Source organism: Streptomyces sp. NPDC002520 (assembly GCF_053595235.1).
On sequence record NZ_JBSFXG010000002.1, the window covers coordinates 536,041 to 552,264 of the forward strand.

The following is a 16,224-nucleotide window of genomic DNA, read 5'->3' on the forward strand; positions in this document are numbered from 1 at the left end:
GCCGGACGGGTGTCCTCCGCAGGTCGCCAGGCCCCCAACTCGCTGCCGAAAGATGCTCTGACCAGCCAAAACGAGTCGGCGAACAGAGTTCTTGCAGCTCCTGACGGCCGCCCCGCAGGAATCGGAATCCGTTATTCCTCCGGGCGGGCGCAGGCCCATTCCGGCGATGGTGACGGTTCCCTATTTTGACACCGGATCATCCCGGTGTCCAGGCTGGGCATGCGGAGCGGAAGGCCTGTCGGACGGTATTGCCCGCATCGACTCGGCGGCGTAGTGTCGGTGCAATGCATGATGACGTGGTAATCACAGGCATAGGGGCCCTGACTCCGGTCGGAAATGATCGTGAGAGCAGCTGGGAAGCGATGGTCTCGGGCCGATCCGGCATCGCACCCATCACCGCTTTCGACGCCACCGGAATGGGCACCAAAATCGCCGGCGAAGTGAAATCTTTCCGGCCCTCCGACCATTTCGACGCCAAACGCACCCGACGTATCTCCCGGTTCACCGCGTTCGCCGTCGTGGCGGCGCGCGAAGCGGTGGCCGACGCGAAGCTGGACATCGACGACGACAACCGGGACCGGGTGGCGGTCGTGGTGAACGCAGCGGTCGCGGGCTTCGACACCATCGAGGCAGCCACGCGGCAGTTGGTCGCCGACAGAGAACCGAGCTCCTACTTCGTGCCGTACTCGCTGGCGAACATGCCCAGTTGCGAAGTGGCGATCGACCTCGGCGTCCACGGCCCTGTCAACGCGAACGCGCTGGCCTGCACGAGCGGCCTGTACGCCCTGATGGACGCGCGGCGCCTGATCCTCTCCGGCGAGGCGGACGTGGTCGTCTGCGGCGGCACCGACGCGGGGATCACGCCGGTGTTCATGAACGGTCTGTCCACCATGGGCGCGCTGTCCCGGCGCAACGACGACCCCACCGCGGCGAGCCGCCCGTTCGACGCGGACAGGGACGGGTTCGTGCTCGGCGAGGGGGCGGTGGTCATGGTCCTCGAGTCCGCCGAGCACGCCCGCCGACGCGGAGCCACCCCGTACGCCACTGTCAGCGGTGCCGCGTTGAACTGTGACGCCTTCCACGTCAGCGCCCCGTCCCCGACAGGTGAGTACGCCGCGGCCGCGATCACGACAGCCGTCCAACGGGCCGCGGTCGCACCCGACGACATCGACTACGTCTGTGCCCATGGCACCTCGACCAAGGCCAACGACCGCACCGAGACCATGGCGCTCCGTGCGGCGTTCGGCGCGGCGGTGGACCGGATCCCTGTGAGCAGCCCGAAGTCGACCGTCGGCCATCTGCTCGCCGGCGCCGGCGCGCTGAGCGCGATGGTGTGCGCGCTGGCCATCCGCGACGGCGTCGTGCCGCCCACGATCAATCTGAACTCCCCGGACCCGGAGTGCGACCTGGACCATGTGCCCAACGTCGCTCGGCGGGTTCCCGTGCGTACGGCGATGGCGAACGCCTTCGGCTTCGGCGGCCAGAACTGCGTCGTGGTGTTCACCGCCCCCGACCCGCTCTGACGATCCGACGCCCAGAGGGTCCGACGTCGACCGTGTCCCGCGACCGGCCGGCCCGGCGGGCGCAGGGAACGCCGGCGGTGAGGGCGGCGCCCCGGGGCACCTGGCGGACGAAGAGGCCGGCAGGTGCCCAGGTGCCCAGGTGCCCGGGTGCCCAGGTGCTGCAGGTCCGCCAGCCCGCCAGCCCGCCGGCGCCACGGGCCGCCGTCGACCGGGGCACAGGGCCACGACGGACCCGTGGATGACGCACCGGACGCACCGGATGTCCGGCGGGGCGCTCAGTCCTCGAAGAGCGCCTCCTGCTCGCCCTCCGTCCGTTGCCGCACCCGCCGGTTCCGTGCGCCCACCACCAGCGCCGTCGCCGCGGCCGTCACTCCCAGCGCCACCGGAACCATCCAGCCACGGTCGAAGACGTGACCGAAGGCGTGGTCCAGGGAGAGGCGGCCGGGGCCGGCGACGGCGAGTCCGGCGGCGGCGAGGCCGAGGGTGGCCGCGTACTCGTAGCCACCCGATTGGGCGAAGAAGCCGTTGGGGAGGTGGACCGCGGTCGCGCCGGCCATCGCGCCGACCGCCGCGGCGCCCGCCGTCGGCGTCGCGAGGCCCAGCGCCAGCAGTGTGCCGCCGCCCGCCTCCGCGAGGCCCGCCGCCGTCGCGCTCTGCTTGCCGGGCACATAGCCGACGGACTCCATGAACTGGCCGGTGCCCTCCAAGCCGTGCCCGCCGAACCAGCCGAACAGCTTCTGCGTGCCGTGCGCGGCCAGTACCCCGCCCGTCCCCAGCCGGAGCAGCAGCAGGCCCAGATCTCGTCGGTCGTAACAGGTCACGGTGGCTCCCCGGCAACAGGTGGACATGGGCAGGTGAGACAGGCTCCTCGGCGGGCGGGCGGTGTTCCGCCGCGGGTCCACCGTCGCACCCTGCGCCCGGCCGGGCCCGTCCTGGACGGCGTTCGGGTGGCGGGGGCGGGGGAGCGGTGTGAGCCTGACGCCATGCCCATTCAGCCAGCCAAACTCAGTGACCCGGCCGTCCGCGCCTTCGTGACCGCCGTCAACTCCCACGACCGCGACGGCTTCATGTCGATCCTCGCGCCCGGCGCGACCATGGCCGACGACGGTGCCGACCGCGAGCTCGCCGACTGGATCGACGAGGAGATCTTCTCCTCGCACGGCCACATGGAGGTCGACAAGGAGTCCAACGGCGGCCGTTCCCTGGTCGCCCGCTACCGCAACGACACCTGGGGCGAGATGCGCACCAAGTGGGACTTCACGGTCGCGGACGACGGACGGATCTCCCGGTTCGAGACCGGAGAGGCGTGACCCCGCCCGGTCACGGGCCTTGTCCTCGCGTGCACTTCAACTCCTAGTGTCCTGCGGCATGGAGACCACCGACACCACAAAGGCCGCCGCCACCACGACCTCCACCGGTGCCACCACCAGGACACTGGGGCGCAGCGGGATCGACGTGAGTGCCCTCGGGTTCGGCTGCTGGGCCATCGGCGGCGAGTTCCAGGCCGCCGACGGACAGCCGCTCGGGTGGGGGAAGGTCGACGACGAGGAGTCCGTGCGGGCGATCCGGCGGGCGCTCGAACTGGGCGTGACCTTCTTCGACACCGCCGACGTCTACGGCACCGGGCACAGCGAGGAGATCCTCGGCCGAGCGTTGCACGGCCGCCGGGACCAGGTTGTCCTCGCCACCAAGTGGGGCAATGTCTTCGACGCCGGTACCCGCACCCTCACGGGTACCGACGACACCCCGGAGTACGCCCGCCGCGCCCTCACCGCGTCCCTGCGCCGCCTCGGCACCGAGTACGTCGACCTGTATCAGCTCCACATCTCCGACGCCGAGCCGGAGCGCGCCGCCGAACTCCGAGATCTGTGCGAGGAGTTGGTGAGCGAGGGGCTCATCCGGGCGTATGCCTGGAGCACCGACGACCCCGACCGTGCCGCCGTCTTCGCCGAAGGCCCCCACTGCGCGGCCGTGCAGCACGCGCTCAACGTCCTCCAGGACGCGCCGCGCCTCGTCGAACTGTGTGAGCGGCTGGACCTCGCGAGCATCAACCGGAGCCCGCTCGCCATGGGGGTGCTGGGCGGGAAGCGGTCGGCTCCCGTGGAGGCCGGGGACATCCGCAGCCGTCCTCCGGTCTGGCTCCAGGGCTTCGGCGGCGACGGCTCCGGCGTCGATCCGCAGTGGCTGGGGCGGGTCGAGGCGCTGCGCGAGATCCTCACCGGCGACGGACGCACCCTCGCCCAGGGCGCCCTGGCCTGGCTGTGGGCCCGCAGCCCGCGCACCGTGCCCATCCCCGGGTTCCGGTCGGTCGCCCAGGCCGAGCAGAACGCCGGCGCGATCGCCAAGGGGCCGCTCACGCCGGAGCAGCTGGCCGAGGTGGAGCGGGTGCTGGGGCGGTGATGCGACCCCGGCCCCATGCGCCCATGCGACCCCGGCCCCATGCGTCGATGTGACCCCGGTCTCACGCCGCGGATGAATCTTCGAGGTCCGCCGGGTAAAGGATGCGCCAGGGCCGGGAAAGGGGAGTTCTCGGTCACATTTTCGTCACAGCGGGCGGTGTACGGTCCCCTGGTGCGCGAATGTTCCCAGCTCAGCCGACGTGCCGTCCTCGGGTTGACGGCCGCCGCCCTCCCCTTGTCCGCGACCGGCGCCGCCGCCTCCGAGACCACCGTCATCGGCGGCGAGCGGCTGGCCCGGGGCGGGACCCAGGTGCGGGGTGCCGGCGGACTGCCCGGGAAGCTCACCGCCCAGGCGTGGGTCCTGGCCGACGGTGAGAGCGGGGAGGTGCTCGCCTCGTTCAACGCGCACCGGCGCCTCCCGCCCGCGTCCACGCTGAAGATGCTGTTCGCGGACACCGTGCTGGAGAAGTTCGACCGGCACCAGCGGCACAAGGTCACCGACGCCGACCTGGCGGACATTCCGTTCGGCTCCAGCCTCGTCGGCATCAAGCCGGGCATCACCTACACCGTCGAGCAGCTGTGGCAGGGCGTGTTCCTGCGCTCGGGGAACGACGCGGTCCACGTGCTCGCCCACATGAACGGCGGCGTCGCGAGGACGGTCGCCGAGATGCAGGCCAGGGCCGAGGACCTGCAGGCCCTGGACACCCGTGTGGTCAGCCCCGACGGCTTCGACCACCCGGGCCAGCTCTCCTCGGCGTACGACCTCACGCTGTTCGCCCGGCACGGCCTCAAGAACCCCGACTTCCGCGGCTACTGCGGCACGCGGACCGCCGACTTCCCGGCGGGGGGCAAGAAGACCTTCCAGATCCAGAACACCGACCGCCTGCTCACGGGAGCATGGGGGCTGAGCACGTATTCCGGTCTGATCGGTGTGAAGAACGGCTACACCAGCCACGCCGGCAACACCTTCACCGGAGCCGCCACCCGGGGCGGACGGACCCTGCTGGTCACCGTGATGCACCCCACCATGGGCAGCAACGCGGTGTACGAGCAGAGTGCCGCGCTGCTCGACTGGGGCTTCGGGCAAGGGCGTTCGGCCCAGCCGGTCGGCACCCTGGTCGAACCGCTCAGCGAGGGCGGGGCACCGGTGGACGCGAACTCGGGAACGGTGCGGAAGGCCGCTCACGCCGCGGCCGGAGCAACGGGCGCGGGACACGGCGGCCCCTCGCCGTGGCGGCTGGTGGAGGGTGCCGCGGGGACGGCGGCGCTGCTCGGTGCGGGCACGTGGACGCTGCTGCGGCGTCGCCGGGCGCGGGCCGCGACGGCGGTGAAGCCGGGGCGGGAGGCGCCCGAGGAGAAGGTGGTCGCCCAGTCCGGCGGCAGGCATCGGCGCTGAGCGTGCCGTCTGTGCGGCGGCCGCTCCACCCACCGGTGCGTACCCCGCGTCCCGCGCGGGGTCCACCCCCAATTCCGGCCCGGTGGAACGACCGCCGCCTTCCCCCCTCGGTATGGCCGCGGAACCTCCGTGCTCCAAGTGTGAAGCTCTTGTGGAGGTAAGTTGAGCATATGTGCCCGATCTGCCGTCATGCTGCGGAAACTGAAACTCCACTTGTGAAGATTGGCGCGTCGGCGGCCGTGGCGCCTCAGCCTCGCCCGATGTACGGCATCGCCGTCGCCAGCACCGTCGCGAACTGCACGTTCGCCGCCAGCGGCAGCTCGGCCATGTGCCGCACCGTGCGCGCCACGTCGGCCACGTCCATCACCGGTTCCGGGGCGACCTCCCCGCCCGCCTGGAGCGCCCCGGTCTGCATCCGGGCCGTCATGTCGGTGGCCGCGTTGCCGATGTCGATCTGACCGACGGCGATGTCGTACGGACGCCCGTCCAGGGACAGCGACTTGGTCAGACCGGTCAGCGCGTGCTTGGTCGCGGTGTAGGCGACCGAGTGCGGACGGGGCGTGTGCGCCGAGATCGAACCGTTGTTGATGATCCGGCCGCCCCGCGGGTCCTGCTCCTTCATGCACCGGTACGCCGCCTGCGCGCACAGGAACGCCCCGTTGAGGTTGGTGTCCACCACATGCCGCCAGGCGTCGTAGGGCAGGTCCTCGACGGGGACTCCACCCGGGCCGAACGTCCCCGCGTTGTTGAACAGCAGGTCCACCCGCCCGAACCGCTCGACGGTCGCCGCGAACAGTGCCTCCACGTCCTCGGGCCGGGACACGTCGGCCCGCACGGCGAGCGAGGGCGCCTCGGGCACCAGCGCCGCCGTCTCCTCCAGCGTCCGGGTGCGCCGGCCGGCCAGGGCCACCGACCAGCCGGCCCGCAGCAGCTCCGCGGCGACGGCCCGCCCGATGCCGGAACCGGCTCCCGTCACCACCGCGATCTTCGATTGCCTGTCAGTCATGGTTCCGCAGCGTAGGCGGCGAGTCCGCCATGCGGAATCAACTGTCCGCCATACGGTCCCCCTGTAGTTGATCGACGTGTGCCCCGGCACTGTGTACGAGCTGAGAGCATGGACCGGGCCGTTCCACACAGGGCCGGTTGTTCTACAGAGGGAGGGGCGGACGCATGTCCGAGCGCGCGGCGGCACCGATACCGGAAACGCTGCACAGGTCCACCACGTCCACCACGTCCATCACCCCCCGTACCGGCCTCCTCGTCACCCTCGTCCTCGGCGGCCTCACCGCCACACCCCCGCTGGCGATGGACATGTACCTCCCGGCCCTGCCGGAGGTCACCCGCTCCCTGCACGCCCCCGCCGCCACCGTCCAGCTCACCCTCACCACGTGCCTGGCCGGCATGGCGCTCGGGCAGCTGGTCATCGGCCCGATGAGCGACCGCTGGGGCCGCCGCCGCCCGCTGCTGGCCGGCCTCCTCGTGTACATCGTCGCCACCGCCCTGTGCGCGCTCGCGCCGAACGTCGAGACGCTCGTCGCCTTCCGGCTGGCGCAGGGCCTCGCGGGCTCGGCCGGGATCGTCATAGCCCGGGCCGTCGTACGCGATCTGTACGACGGCGTCGCCATGGTCCGCTTCTTCTCCACCCTGATGCTGATCTCCGGGGTCGCCCCGATCCTGGCCCCGCTGATCGGCGGGCAGATCCTCCGGGTGACCGACTGGCGGGGCGTGTTCGTCGTCCTCACCGTGGTCGGGGCCGTACTCGCCGCACTGGTCCGGCTGCGGCTGCCCGAGACCCTGCCACCCGCCGACCTCCCCCACTCTCGGTTTCGCTCGAGCGGGGGGACCCCCACCCGCGGCGGGACGGGGGAGGCGCTGCGCACGATGCGCGGGCTCCTCGCCGACCTGCCCTTCACCGGCTACATGCTCGTCGGCGGCTTCACCTTCGCCGCGCTGTTCGCCTACATATCCGCCTCGCCCTTCGTCATCCAGGAGATCTACGGCGCCTCCCCGCAGACCTTCAGCCTGCTGTTCGGACTCAACTCCGTCGGACTGCTGATCGCCGGGCAGATCAACGGCAAGGTGCTGGTGGGCCGGGTCAGCCTGGACAAGGTGCTCGCCACCGGCCTCGCCCTGATCGTGCTCGCCGCCACCGCCCTGCTGCTGTTGACCACGGGCGTCTTCGGCGAGGTCGGCCTGGCCCCGGTCGCCGCCGCGCTGTTCGTGCTGATGTCCGCGATGGGCCTCACCCTGCCCAACGCCCAGTCCCTCGCCCTGCTGCGCACCCGGCACGCCGCCGGCTCCGCGTCCGCGCTGCTCGGCACCTCCTCCTTCCTCGTCGGCGCGGTCGCCTCCCCGCTCGTCGGCATCGCCGGAGAGCACACCGCCGTGCCCATGGCCGTGGTCCAACTGGCGGGAGCACTGGTCGCGGCGGCCTGCTTCGTGGGAATGTGCCGTCCCTGGAAGGCAAGCGCGGGGTCGGAGGGAGACGGCAACTGAGCGCACCGAGACTGCGCGTCGACACCCCGGAACGGGCCGGGCTCGACCCCACGGAACTCGCGCACCTCGTCGGCGAGGTGCACGCCCTCACCGCCGGAGCACGCCCCTGGGCGGCCGGCGCCGTCGTCGTGGCCGGACGCGGACCCGTGATCGCCGTCGCCGAGGCCTCGGGCTTCGCGGTGCGGTACGCCGCCTACGACCCCGAGACCGACTCCGGCGTCGAACTGCCGCCCGCCGCCCGGGTCCCGGCCACCGTCGACACCTGCTTCGACCTGGCCTCGCTCACCAAGCTCTTCACGTCCGTCGCCGCTGTGCAGCAGATCGAGCGCGGCACCCTCGGCATCGACGCCCCGGTCGGCGCCTACCTGCCCGAGTTCACCGGCGCCGCCGGCAACGGCGTCACCGTACGGCAGTTGCTCACCCACACCTCCGGACTGCGCCCCGAACTCCCGCTGTACGACTGCCCGGACGACTCCGCCCGCCTCGCCCTGCTGCGCGCCGAGGCACCCACCGGTGAACCCGGCGCCTACCTGTACTCCGACCTGAACATGATCCTGCTCCAGCTGGTGCTGGAGCGGATCAGCGGCCGCACCCTCGACGTCCTCGTCGAGGAAGGCATCACCCGCCCCCTCGGGATGACCGCCACCGCCTTCGGACCCTGCCCCGGCGCGGCGGCCACCGAGGACCAGCGGCGGCCGTGGGCCAAGGCGGACCGGGGGATGCTGCGGGGCGTGGTCCACGACGAGAACGCCTTCGCGCTCGGCGGCGTCGCCGGCCACGCGGGCCTCTTCTCCACCGCCCGCGACCTCGCCGTCTTCTGCCGCACCCTGCTCGCGGGCGGCTCCTACGGCCCCGCGCGCATACTCGGCCCCGACTTCGTCGAACTCCTGCTGACCCCGCCCGCGCTGGGCTTCGCCATGGACCAGCCCTGGTTCATGGGCGAACTCGCGGGCAGGGGAGCGGCGGGCCACACCGGCTTCACCGGCACCTCGCTGGTCCTGGCCCCGGCGACGGACACGTTCCTGGTGCTGCTGGCCAACACGGTCCACCCCCGCCGTCGGCCACCGGACAGCACCCCCAGGGCGGCACTCGCGACCCACCTGGCAAGGGCGGTGCGCGGCGCGTGAGCCGGGGACGGGGCGGGGGCCGCGGCTCGGGGGCCAGGGGCGGCTGCGGCTCGGGAGCCTGGGGGGTGCGGCCTTGCCCGGAGCCCGGCCCGGATGGTGCCCCCTGCCGAGTGTCCGGCCCCGGGAGGTGCTGTGACCCCTGCTGAGCGTCCAGCCCTGGGAGGGGCTGTGCCCCCTGCCCCTCGCCCGCTCCGCCGGGTGGCCGCCGCCCTTCCGGGCACCTGAGAGAATCACCCGGTGAACGCCCCTTCCTCCCCAGCCGAGACCCTGCGTGCCACCCTCGCCGGAGTGCTCGACGGTCTTCCGCCCCGGCAGGCCGCCGGAGCCGTCGAACGGCTGATCGCGAACTACCGGGGCGACACCCCCACCCACGCCCCGATCCTCCGCGACCGAGCCGACGTCGCCGCCTACGCCGCCTACCGGATGCCGGCGACCTTCGAAGCGGTCCGCGCCGCGCTGGCGGCGTTCGCGGCGGCCGTGCCCGACTGGACGCCCGGCAGCCACACCGACGTCGGCGGCGGGACCGGCGCCGCCACCTGGGCCGTCACCGCCACCTGGCCGGGCGAGCGCGGCGTCACCGTGCTGGACTGGGCCGAGCCGGCGCTCGCCCTCGGCAGGGAGATCGCCGCCGCCAACCCGGCCCTCGCAGGTGCCCGCTGGCAGCGCGCCCGGATCGGCGGCGCGCTCACCCTGGAGGACACCGACCTGGTCACGGTGTCGTACGTCCTCAACGAACTCGCCGAGGCCGACCGCGCCGCGCTCGTCGACGCCGCTGCCGCCGCCGCGCGGGCCGTCGTGATCGTGGAGGCGGGCACCCCGGCCGGCTACGAGCGGATCATCGAGGCCCGCGACCGGCTGATCCGCGCCGGGTTCCGTATCGCCGCACCCTGCCCGCACAGCGCCGCCTGCCCCATCGTGCCCGGCACCGACTGGTGTCACTTCGCCGCCCGGGTCAGCCGCTCCTCCCTGCACCGGCAGGTCAAGGGCGGCTCCCTCGCCTACGAGGACGAGAAGTTCAGCTACGTCGCCGCCACCCGGCTGCCCGCCGACCCGGCCCCCGCCCGGGTGGTCCGGCGCCCGCAGATCCGCAAGGGGCAGGTGCTCCTCGACCTGTGCGAGGCGGACGAACAGCTGCGCCGCACGACGGTCACCAAGCGTCACGGCGATCTGTACAGGGCGGCCCGGGACGCCGACTGGGGGGACCCGTGGCCGCCGCGGGACGCGACGGCGTAGCCGGCGTGGCTTGTTAGCGTCACCCCATGGTGAAGAAGCCGGCCCCCGACGCCACCCGCCGCAGCGAGAAGTCCCGCCGGGCGATCTACGCCGCCGCCCTCGACCTGGTCGGTGAGGTCGGGTACCCGAAGACCACGGTCGAGGGGATCGCCGCCCGCGCCGGGGTCGGCAAGCAGACGATCTACCGCTGGTGGCCCTCCAAGGCGGCCGTCCTGCTGGAGGCGTTCCTCGACCTGTCCAGGCAGGCGGCGGAGGAAGCCGGGCAGGAGCCGTACGTCATCCCGGACACCGGCGACCTGGCCGCCGACCTCAAGGCCGTGCTGCGGATCACGGTGGACCAGCTCGTCGACCCGCGTTTCGAGGTGCCCTCCCGGGCGCTGGCCGCCGAGGGCGTCGTCAACGAGCCGGTCGGCCGCGAGTTCGTGAGCAAGCTCCTCGAACCCCAGCTCCAGCTGTACGTCGACCGGCTGCGCTCCGCCCAGGACGCCGGGGCCGTACGGGCCGACGTCGATCCCCGGATCGCCCTGGAACTGTTCGTCTCGCCGCTCGCGCAGCGCTGGCTGCAACGGACCGGACCGATCACGTACGACTACACGGACACCCTGGTCGACTACGCCCTGCACGGAATCGGACCCCAGACACCCCGAAGCACATGAAGATGGGACGATAAGGCATGCTGTCCGCACACCAGCGGCGACCAGCGAGGCGAGGCGATTGATGAGCGCGACGTTCGGCGGCAGGTCCGGCCGGCGGGGCAGACTCTCCCAGTGGCTGCGCGGACGCCGGCCGAAGGAGACGGGCGCCACCGAGGGCGGCGGCCGTGAGGACCTGCTGCTCGCCGCCGCCGCGGCGGGACTGCCGCTCGCGCCCGCCGCGCACCCCGCCGACGGCTACCGGTGCTCCTGCGTCCGCGTCGGCTGTCCCACCCCGGGCCGGCACCCGCTGTCGTTCGCGTGGCAGACCCAGTCCACCACCGACCGCGCCCAGATCGAGCGCTGGGCCCGGCATCAGCCGCAGGCCAACTTCATCACCGCCACCGGCATGACCCACGACGTCCTGGACGTGCCCCTGGAGGCGGGCCGGGAGGCGCTGGAGCGGCTGCTCGGCGCGGGCGTCGAGGTGGGCCCGGTAGCGGAGAGCGACGACGGCCGCATACTGTTCTTCACCCTCACCCGGGGCACCCCCGAGGACGAGGACGAGTGGTGGCCGTGCGAGCTGGACTGCCACCCCGAGACCATGGACGAGCACCCCGGCCTGCGCTGGCACTGCCGGGGCTCCTACGTCCTCGTACCGCCCGCTCGGCTGCCCGGCGACGACGAGCGGCAGGTGCGCTGGGTACGCGGCCCCGAGCATCCGCTGCCCGACCCGCTGAGCCTGCTGGAGGTGCTCACGGACGCGTGTGCGCGTCACGCGGGCACCGATCATCAGGGTGCCGCCTGGCCACTGCGGCACTGAGCGCTCCGCTGGAAATCCGGTGCGTCATCCGCGGGTCCGTCGTGGCTGGTCGCTCCCCCACTCTCGACTTCTCCCCCCACTCTCGACTTCGCTCGAGCGGGGGGACCCCCATCGCGGGGGGACCCCCATCGCGGGGGGACCCCCATCGCGGGGGGACCCCCATCGCGGGGGGACCCCCATCGCGGCGGAGCCGCATGTCGATACAGCCCCGCGCCCCTTGAGAGGCGCCTCTACTCGCCCTGCGCCGCCGTCAGCCCCAGCACCCGCCCGACGACCGACACCGGACCGCTGCCGGCCGGGTCCAGGGCGACCTCGTTGGAGATGAACTCCAGCGTCAGCGACTGCTTCACCTCGCCCTTGGTCAGGGCCTGCACGTCCTTGTTCGGGATCTGCACGGAGGTGCCCGGGGCGCCGGTCCGCTTCTCGAAGTGGTGCGAGGCGAAGAACACCAGCGCCCCGCCGTCCGCCGTGCGCAGCGCGAGCGGCGCGTAGTCGTCGCGGTTCAGCGGCTCGTCGATGTACTGCCGGACCAGGCCCGGCTTCCGCGCCTGCTTCGCGCGGTCAGCGCGCCAGGCACTGGTGTAGCTGCCGTCCGCGAACGTCTTCCCACCGCTCTTCAGGTAACTCGTGTAGCCCTTGCTCAACTCGCCCGGCGGGATCGCCTGTCCCGTGGCGTCGGCGGGCACCGCCTCGGCCCAGCCGTCCTTGTCCTTCTTGAACTTCGGTACGTCGCCGGGCGCGACGAGCGTCAGGTACGCCACCTGCCACGGCCGGCCGAGGGCGCCGCGGGTGAACACCAGCAGCCAGCGGGCCGTGCCGCCCTTGTTGCCCTTGGCGTCCGCGACGAACCAGCGGGGCCAGCCGGCCTTCTTCGGGATGGTGAACTTCGCGTCCGTCAGCTCCAGCGGCGTGTGGTTCGCGTTGCCCGCCGGGCTGTTGGCGTGCCCCGCCTTCAGCCGGGCGGAGTCGATGTCCGAGAGGGCACCGGTGACGTAGTCCGCGTCCAGGGAACTGTCGTAGGCCTTGTCGGCCTTGTTGTAGGCGTCCGTGAACTGCCGGAGCGCCTTCGCCGCCTCGGCGCGGGTGGTGGCGGGGAGCATCTCGCGCTCCCCGTGCACCACCACGCAGCCGCTCGCTGTCAGCGACAGAGCGGCCAGTGAAGCCGCTATGAGTGAGTTCCGGTCCCGCCTACGAAGCCTTCGACGGCTGCGTTCCCTGGTCATGAGGTGCCTTCACCTTCCCCTTCCCGGAGGCGAACCCTACCGGGGCGAGGAAGATCGCGAGAGTCGGGACCAGATACAGCAGCCACACCGTGACCTGGATGACGGTCGGGTCCGGCTGGAAGTTGAGGACACCCTTGAGGAGCGTGCCGTACCAGCTGTCCGGCGGGATCGTGCCGCTGATGTCGAAGGCCAGGTCGGAGAGGCCCGGAACCCAGCCGGCCTCCTGCAGGTCGTGGACGCCGTACGCCAGCACGCCCGCCGCGACCACGACCAGCAGGCCGCCGGTCCAGGTGAAGAACTTGGCCAGGTTGATCTTCAGGGCGCCCCGGTAGAACAGCCAGCCCAGGAGTACCGCGGTGGCGAGACCGAGGGCCACGCCGATCAGCGGGCGCGGGGTGCCGTCGCTGGCCGCGTGCACCGAGGCCCACACGAACAGCGCGGTCTCCAGGCCCTCCCGGCCCACGGCCAGGAACGCGGTGGCGACCAGCGCGCCCGTGCCCATGGCGAGGGCGGCGTCCAACTTGCCGTGCAGCTCCGACTTCAGGTGCCGGGCGGTGCGCCGCATCCAGAACACCATCCAGGTCACCAGGCCGACGGCGAGGATCGACAGCGAGCCGCCGAGCGCCTCCTGCGCCTTGAACGTCAGCTCCTGCGACCCGAACTCGAGCGCGAAGCCGAAGCCGAAGGCGATGGCGATGGCGATGGCGATGCCGATCCAGATCGGCCTCAGGGCGTCCTTGCGGCCGGTCTTGACCAGGTAGGCGATCAGGATGCAGACGACGAGCGACGCCTCCAGACCCTCGCGCAGGCCGATCAGGTAGTTGGAGAACAAGGGTTACGCCTCCTTGGCGAACAGCGTGCGGCCCCACCAGTCGTCCTTGTCCCGGACGCCGGGCGGAACGGCGAAGACAGCCGAACCCACGTGCTGGATGTACTCGTTGAGTGCGTCGGTGGCCAGGTTGCGCTGGATCTGGATGAAGCCCTTGCGCACGTCCCGCTGGTAGGCGAGGAAGAACAGGCCCGCCTCCAGGCGGCCCAGGCCGTCGGTGCCGTCGGTGAAGGAGTAGCCGCGGCGCAGGATCGTCCCACCGTGGTTGGAGTCCGGGTGCGCGAGCCGCACGTGCGCGTCCGGCTTCATCGCCTTCAGGAACGGTTCGTCACGCTCCTTGGCCTTGCCGACCGGGGCGCCTTCGCCCTTGTCCCGGCCGAAGACGTCCTCCTGCTCCTGCAGCGAGGTGCGGTCCCAGGTCTCGATGTGCATCCGGATGCGACGGGCGACCAGGTACGAGCCGCCAGCCATCCAGTCGGAACCGGAACCGTCCTTCTCGTCCACCCACACGAACTTCTTCAGCCGGTCCGGCTCGGTGCCCGCGATGTTGCGGGTGCCGTCCTTGAAGCCCATCAGGTTGCGCGGGGTCTGCGCCTCCGGGGTCGTGGACGACGTCTTGCCGAAGCCGAGTTGCGACCAGCGGATGACGACCTTGCCGAAGCCGATGCGGGCGAGGTTGCGTATGGCGTGCACGGCGACCTGGGGGTCGTCGGCGCAGGCCTGGATGCACAGGTCGCCGCCGGTGCGCGTCCGGTCGAGGTTGTCGCCGGGGAACTTGGGCAGGTCGACGAGGGCCTCGGGCCGCTTGCCGGACAGACCGAACCGGTCGAAGAGCGAGGGCCCGAAGCCGATCGTCAGCGTCAGCCGGGACGGCTTGAGGCCCACGGCCTCGCCGGTGTCGTCCGGCGGCGCCTCGGCCAGCCCGCCGAACGCACCCTCGCCGACCGCCTTGCCGGCGGTCATCCGCCGGGCCGCGTCCGTCCAGTCCTTGAGCATCCGCACGAACTCGTCGCGGTCGTCGGTCTTCACGTCGAACGCGGCGAAGTGCAGCCGGTCCTGGACCGGGGTGGCTATGCCCGCCTGGTGGGTGCCGTGGAACTCCACCGCGTTGCCGGTCTCCGCGGCCACCGGGGTCGCGTCGTCGCCGGTCCTGGCCATCGCGACCGCGCCGCCCGCCGCGGCGGCACCGAGCGCGAGCCCGGCGCCTCCCCAGCCGATCAGCGCCCGGCGCGACGGGCTGCCGCCCCGGCTCTCCTGGGTGTCGGTCATCGTCCTGCTCCCTGTCCTACTTCGCCACGTGCTACTTCGCGACCGCGGCGGCCAGCTTGGACAGCGGCTCGGCCAGCGCGTTCACCGCGTCCGACAGCTCCTTGCGCTGGTCCTTGGTGACCTTGTCGTAGGAGACGAACTCGTAGGAGTTCTTGTCCGTGCGGTACTTGTCGAGCAGCGTGTCCAGCGCGGTGAACTGCTTGTCCAGCTCGGTGGTCAGCGCCTTGTCGTTCTTCTGGGCGACCGGCTTCAGCAGCTCGTACGCCTTCTGGGCGCCCTCGACGTTGCCCTTGAAGTCGACCAGGTCGGTGTGCGCGTAGCGGTCCTCCTCACCGGTGACCTTTCCGGTGGCGACCTCGTCCAGCAGCTCCTTGGCGCCGTTGGCCATGGAGGTCGGGGTGATCTCGGCCTTGCCGACCCGCGCCTGCCAGTCCTTCAGGTCCGTCACCAGCTGGTCGGCGAGGGCCTTCTCCGTGGCGCCGGTCTTCTTGTCGTGCCAGAGCGCCTTCTCCAGGCGGTGCCAGCCGGTCCACTTCTGGCCGGCCTCCAGGCCGTCCTCGCGGACGTCGACCTTCGGGTCGATGTCACCGAAGGACTCGGCGACCGGCTCGGTGCGCTCCCAGCCGAGGCGGGAGGGCGCGTACGCCTTCTTCGCGGCCTCCAGGTCGCCGTCCTTGATCGCCTTCACGAAGGTCTCGACGAGGGGCAGCGTGGCGTCGGCCTGCTGCTGCGCGTACTCGCGGTAGTCGGCGACCGCCTTGTCGAGCTTCGGGTCCCGCTTGGCCGTCGTGCCGGAGCCGGTGACCTTGAGGCTCTGACGGATGCCCTTGCCCTTCATACCGGGCTTGCAGGCGACCACGTACTCGCCGGACTTCACCTCGGCGGTGACCTTCTGCTTGGTGCCAGGGCCGATGTTCTCGCGCTCGGTGACGATCCGGTCGTCCGGGAAGAGGACGTAGACCTCGGTGATCTTGGATCCCTTGTTCTCGATGGACAGCTCGACGTGGCCGGCGGAGATCTCCTGCTTGGAGAGCTGGCACTTGTCGTCGGTGGCGGTCACGCCGATGACGCGATCGTCGTTCTTCGCGTCGCTCTTCGCGGTGCAGGCCGAGAGGGCGGTCAGGGCGGCCACGGCGGTGGCGGCGGTGACGGTCAGTCGGACGGCTCGCATGCAGACTCCAGCGGATCTGGTGTGGTGAGGCTGGCCTAACTTACCTGAGGCTTGCCTTAGCTGTACCCCCGGGGCCGCGGTTCACCTCTCCGGGAAAGATCAC

The 16,224-nt window shown here is 71.9% G+C and carries 15 protein-coding genes; 9 read left to right on the forward strand and 6 right to left on the reverse strand.

All coding sequences use genetic code 11. The features are described from left to right. Positions 1 to 284 precede the first annotated feature (284 nt). Positions 285 to 1,523, forward strand: coding sequence for a beta-ketoacyl-ACP synthase II (gene fabF / locus ACWD5D_RS05570; RefSeq protein WP_451371481.1), 1,239 nt, complete (start codon positions 285 to 287; stop codon positions 1,521 to 1,523). 275 nt (positions 1,524 to 1,798) lie between these two features. Here fabF and ACWD5D_RS05575 read toward each other — a convergent pair whose 3' ends face one another. Next, positions 1,799 to 2,344, reverse strand: a complete 546-nt coding sequence (locus ACWD5D_RS05575; protein ID WP_451371482.1) for a DoxX family membrane protein — start codon at positions 2,342 to 2,344, stop codon at positions 1,799 to 1,801. A 162-nt stretch (positions 2,345 to 2,506) separates the two neighbouring features. Between ACWD5D_RS05575 and ACWD5D_RS05580 the strand changes: the two genes are divergently transcribed. The 3 genes from ACWD5D_RS05580 to ACWD5D_RS05590 all read left to right on the forward strand — a co-directional run bounded on the left by ACWD5D_RS05580 (position 2,507) and on the right by ACWD5D_RS05590 (position 5,318). After that, complete coding sequence (locus ACWD5D_RS05580) at positions 2,507 to 2,833, forward strand: nuclear transport factor 2 family protein (protein WP_451371483.1); 327 nt, start codon at positions 2,507 to 2,509, stop codon at positions 2,831 to 2,833. A gap of 58 nt (positions 2,834 to 2,891) precedes the next feature. After that, the gene (locus tag ACWD5D_RS05585) at positions 2,892 to 3,923 is read left to right on the forward strand and encodes an aldo/keto reductase (RefSeq protein WP_451371484.1); all 1,032 of its coding nucleotides are present in this window, start codon (positions 2,892 to 2,894) and stop codon (positions 3,921 to 3,923) included. A 171-nt stretch (positions 3,924 to 4,094) separates the two neighbouring features. Continuing rightward, positions 4,095 to 5,318, forward strand: coding sequence for a D-alanyl-D-alanine carboxypeptidase family protein (locus ACWD5D_RS05590; protein ID WP_451371485.1), 1,224 nt, complete (start codon positions 4,095 to 4,097; stop codon positions 5,316 to 5,318). A gap of 247 nt (positions 5,319 to 5,565) precedes the next feature. Here ACWD5D_RS05590 and ACWD5D_RS05595 read toward each other — a convergent pair whose 3' ends face one another. Then, positions 5,566 to 6,324 (reverse strand): SDR family oxidoreductase, encoded by a 759-nt coding sequence (locus ACWD5D_RS05595; RefSeq protein WP_451371486.1) that lies wholly within the window; start codon positions 6,322 to 6,324, stop codon positions 5,566 to 5,568. Between the two features lie 164 nt (positions 6,325 to 6,488). On the opposite strand from ACWD5D_RS05595, the gene ACWD5D_RS05600 reads away from it, so the two are divergent. The 5 genes from ACWD5D_RS05600 to ACWD5D_RS05620 all read left to right on the forward strand — a co-directional run bounded on the left by ACWD5D_RS05600 (position 6,489) and on the right by ACWD5D_RS05620 (position 11,629). Continuing rightward, the gene (locus ACWD5D_RS05600) at positions 6,489 to 7,814 is read left to right on the forward strand and encodes a multidrug effflux MFS transporter (RefSeq protein WP_451371487.1); all 1,326 of its coding nucleotides are present in this window, start codon (positions 6,489 to 6,491) and stop codon (positions 7,812 to 7,814) included. Next, entirely contained in the window at positions 7,766 to 8,941 is a 1,176-nt protein-coding gene (locus ACWD5D_RS05605) for a serine hydrolase domain-containing protein (RefSeq protein ID WP_451371488.1), read from the forward strand. The genes ACWD5D_RS05600 and ACWD5D_RS05605 overlap by 49 nt, the downstream gene beginning before the upstream one ends. Positions 8,942 to 9,178: 237 nt before the next feature. Continuing rightward, entirely contained in the window at positions 9,179 to 10,174 is a 996-nt protein-coding gene (locus ACWD5D_RS05610; protein ID WP_451371489.1) for a small ribosomal subunit Rsm22 family protein, read from the forward strand. 26 nt (positions 10,175 to 10,200) lie between these two features. Next, positions 10,201 to 10,830 carry a TetR/AcrR family transcriptional regulator gene (locus ACWD5D_RS05615; RefSeq protein WP_451371490.1) on the forward strand — a complete coding sequence of 210 codons (630 nt, stop codon included), beginning with the start codon at positions 10,201 to 10,203 and terminating at the stop codon, positions 10,828 to 10,830. Between the two features lie 61 nt (positions 10,831 to 10,891). After that, positions 10,892 to 11,629, forward strand: a complete 738-nt coding sequence (locus ACWD5D_RS05620; protein WP_451371491.1) for a bifunctional DNA primase/polymerase — start codon at positions 10,892 to 10,894, stop codon at positions 11,627 to 11,629. Between the two features lie 230 nt (positions 11,630 to 11,859). On the opposite strand, the gene ACWD5D_RS05625 is transcribed toward ACWD5D_RS05620, so the two are convergent. From ACWD5D_RS05625 to efeO, 4 genes are read right to left on the reverse strand one after another with little or no spacing between them, the layout of a single operon-like run. Then, on the reverse strand, positions 11,860 to 12,852 hold the full coding sequence (locus ACWD5D_RS05625) for a hypothetical protein (protein WP_451371492.1): 993 nt from the start codon (positions 12,850 to 12,852) through the stop codon (positions 11,860 to 11,862). Next, the gene (gene efeU / locus ACWD5D_RS05630) at positions 12,818 to 13,684 is read right to left on the reverse strand and encodes an iron uptake transporter permease EfeU (protein WP_451371493.1); all 867 of its coding nucleotides are present in this window, start codon (positions 13,682 to 13,684) and stop codon (positions 12,818 to 12,820) included. The genes ACWD5D_RS05625 and efeU overlap by 35 nt, the downstream gene beginning before the upstream one ends. 3 nt (positions 13,685 to 13,687) lie before the next feature. Beyond that, complete coding sequence (gene efeB / locus ACWD5D_RS05635; RefSeq protein ID WP_451371494.1) at positions 13,688 to 14,950, reverse strand: iron uptake transporter deferrochelatase/peroxidase subunit; 1,263 nt, start codon at positions 14,948 to 14,950, stop codon at positions 13,688 to 13,690. 31 nt (positions 14,951 to 14,981) lie between these two features. Continuing rightward, a complete protein-coding gene (gene efeO, locus ACWD5D_RS05640; RefSeq protein ID WP_451371495.1) occupies positions 14,982 to 16,121 on the reverse strand; it encodes an iron uptake system protein EfeO in 1,140 nt (379 codons plus the stop codon). Between the last annotated feature and the right edge of the window lie 103 nt (positions 16,122 to 16,224).

Excerpts from the sequence above, each read along its gene's own strand:
- fabF (WP_451371481.1), top strand. The coding sequence starts at position 285 with ATGCATGATGACGTGGTAATCACAGGCATAGGGGCCCTGACTCCGGTC.
- ACWD5D_RS05580 (WP_451371483.1), top strand. The coding sequence starts at position 2,507 with ATGCCCATTCAGCCAGCCAAACTCAGTGACCCGGCCGTCCGCGCCTTC.
- ACWD5D_RS05585 (WP_451371484.1), top strand. The coding sequence starts at position 2,892 with ATGGAGACCACCGACACCACAAAGGCCGCCGCCACCACGACCTCCACC.
- ACWD5D_RS05595 (WP_451371486.1), bottom strand. The coding sequence starts at position 6,324 with ATGACTGACAGGCAATCGAAGATCGCGGTGGTGACGGGAGCCGGTTCC.
- ACWD5D_RS05600 (WP_451371487.1), top strand. The coding sequence starts at position 6,489 with ATGTCCGAGCGCGCGGCGGCACCGATACCGGAAACGCTGCACAGGTCC.
- ACWD5D_RS05615 (WP_451371490.1), top strand. The coding sequence starts at position 10,201 with ATGGTGAAGAAGCCGGCCCCCGACGCCACCCGCCGCAGCGAGAAGTCC.
- ACWD5D_RS05620 (WP_451371491.1), top strand. The coding sequence starts at position 10,892 with ATGAGCGCGACGTTCGGCGGCAGGTCCGGCCGGCGGGGCAGACTCTCC.
- ACWD5D_RS05625 (WP_451371492.1), bottom strand. The coding sequence starts at position 12,852 with ATGACCAGGGAACGCAGCCGTCGAAGGCTTCGTAGGCGGGACCGGAAC.
- efeB (WP_451371494.1), bottom strand. The coding sequence starts at position 14,950 with ATGACCGACACCCAGGAGAGCCGGGGCGGCAGCCCGTCGCGCCGGGCG.
- efeO (WP_451371495.1), bottom strand. The coding sequence starts at position 16,121 with ATGCGAGCCGTCCGACTGACCGTCACCGCCGCCACCGCCGTGGCCGCC.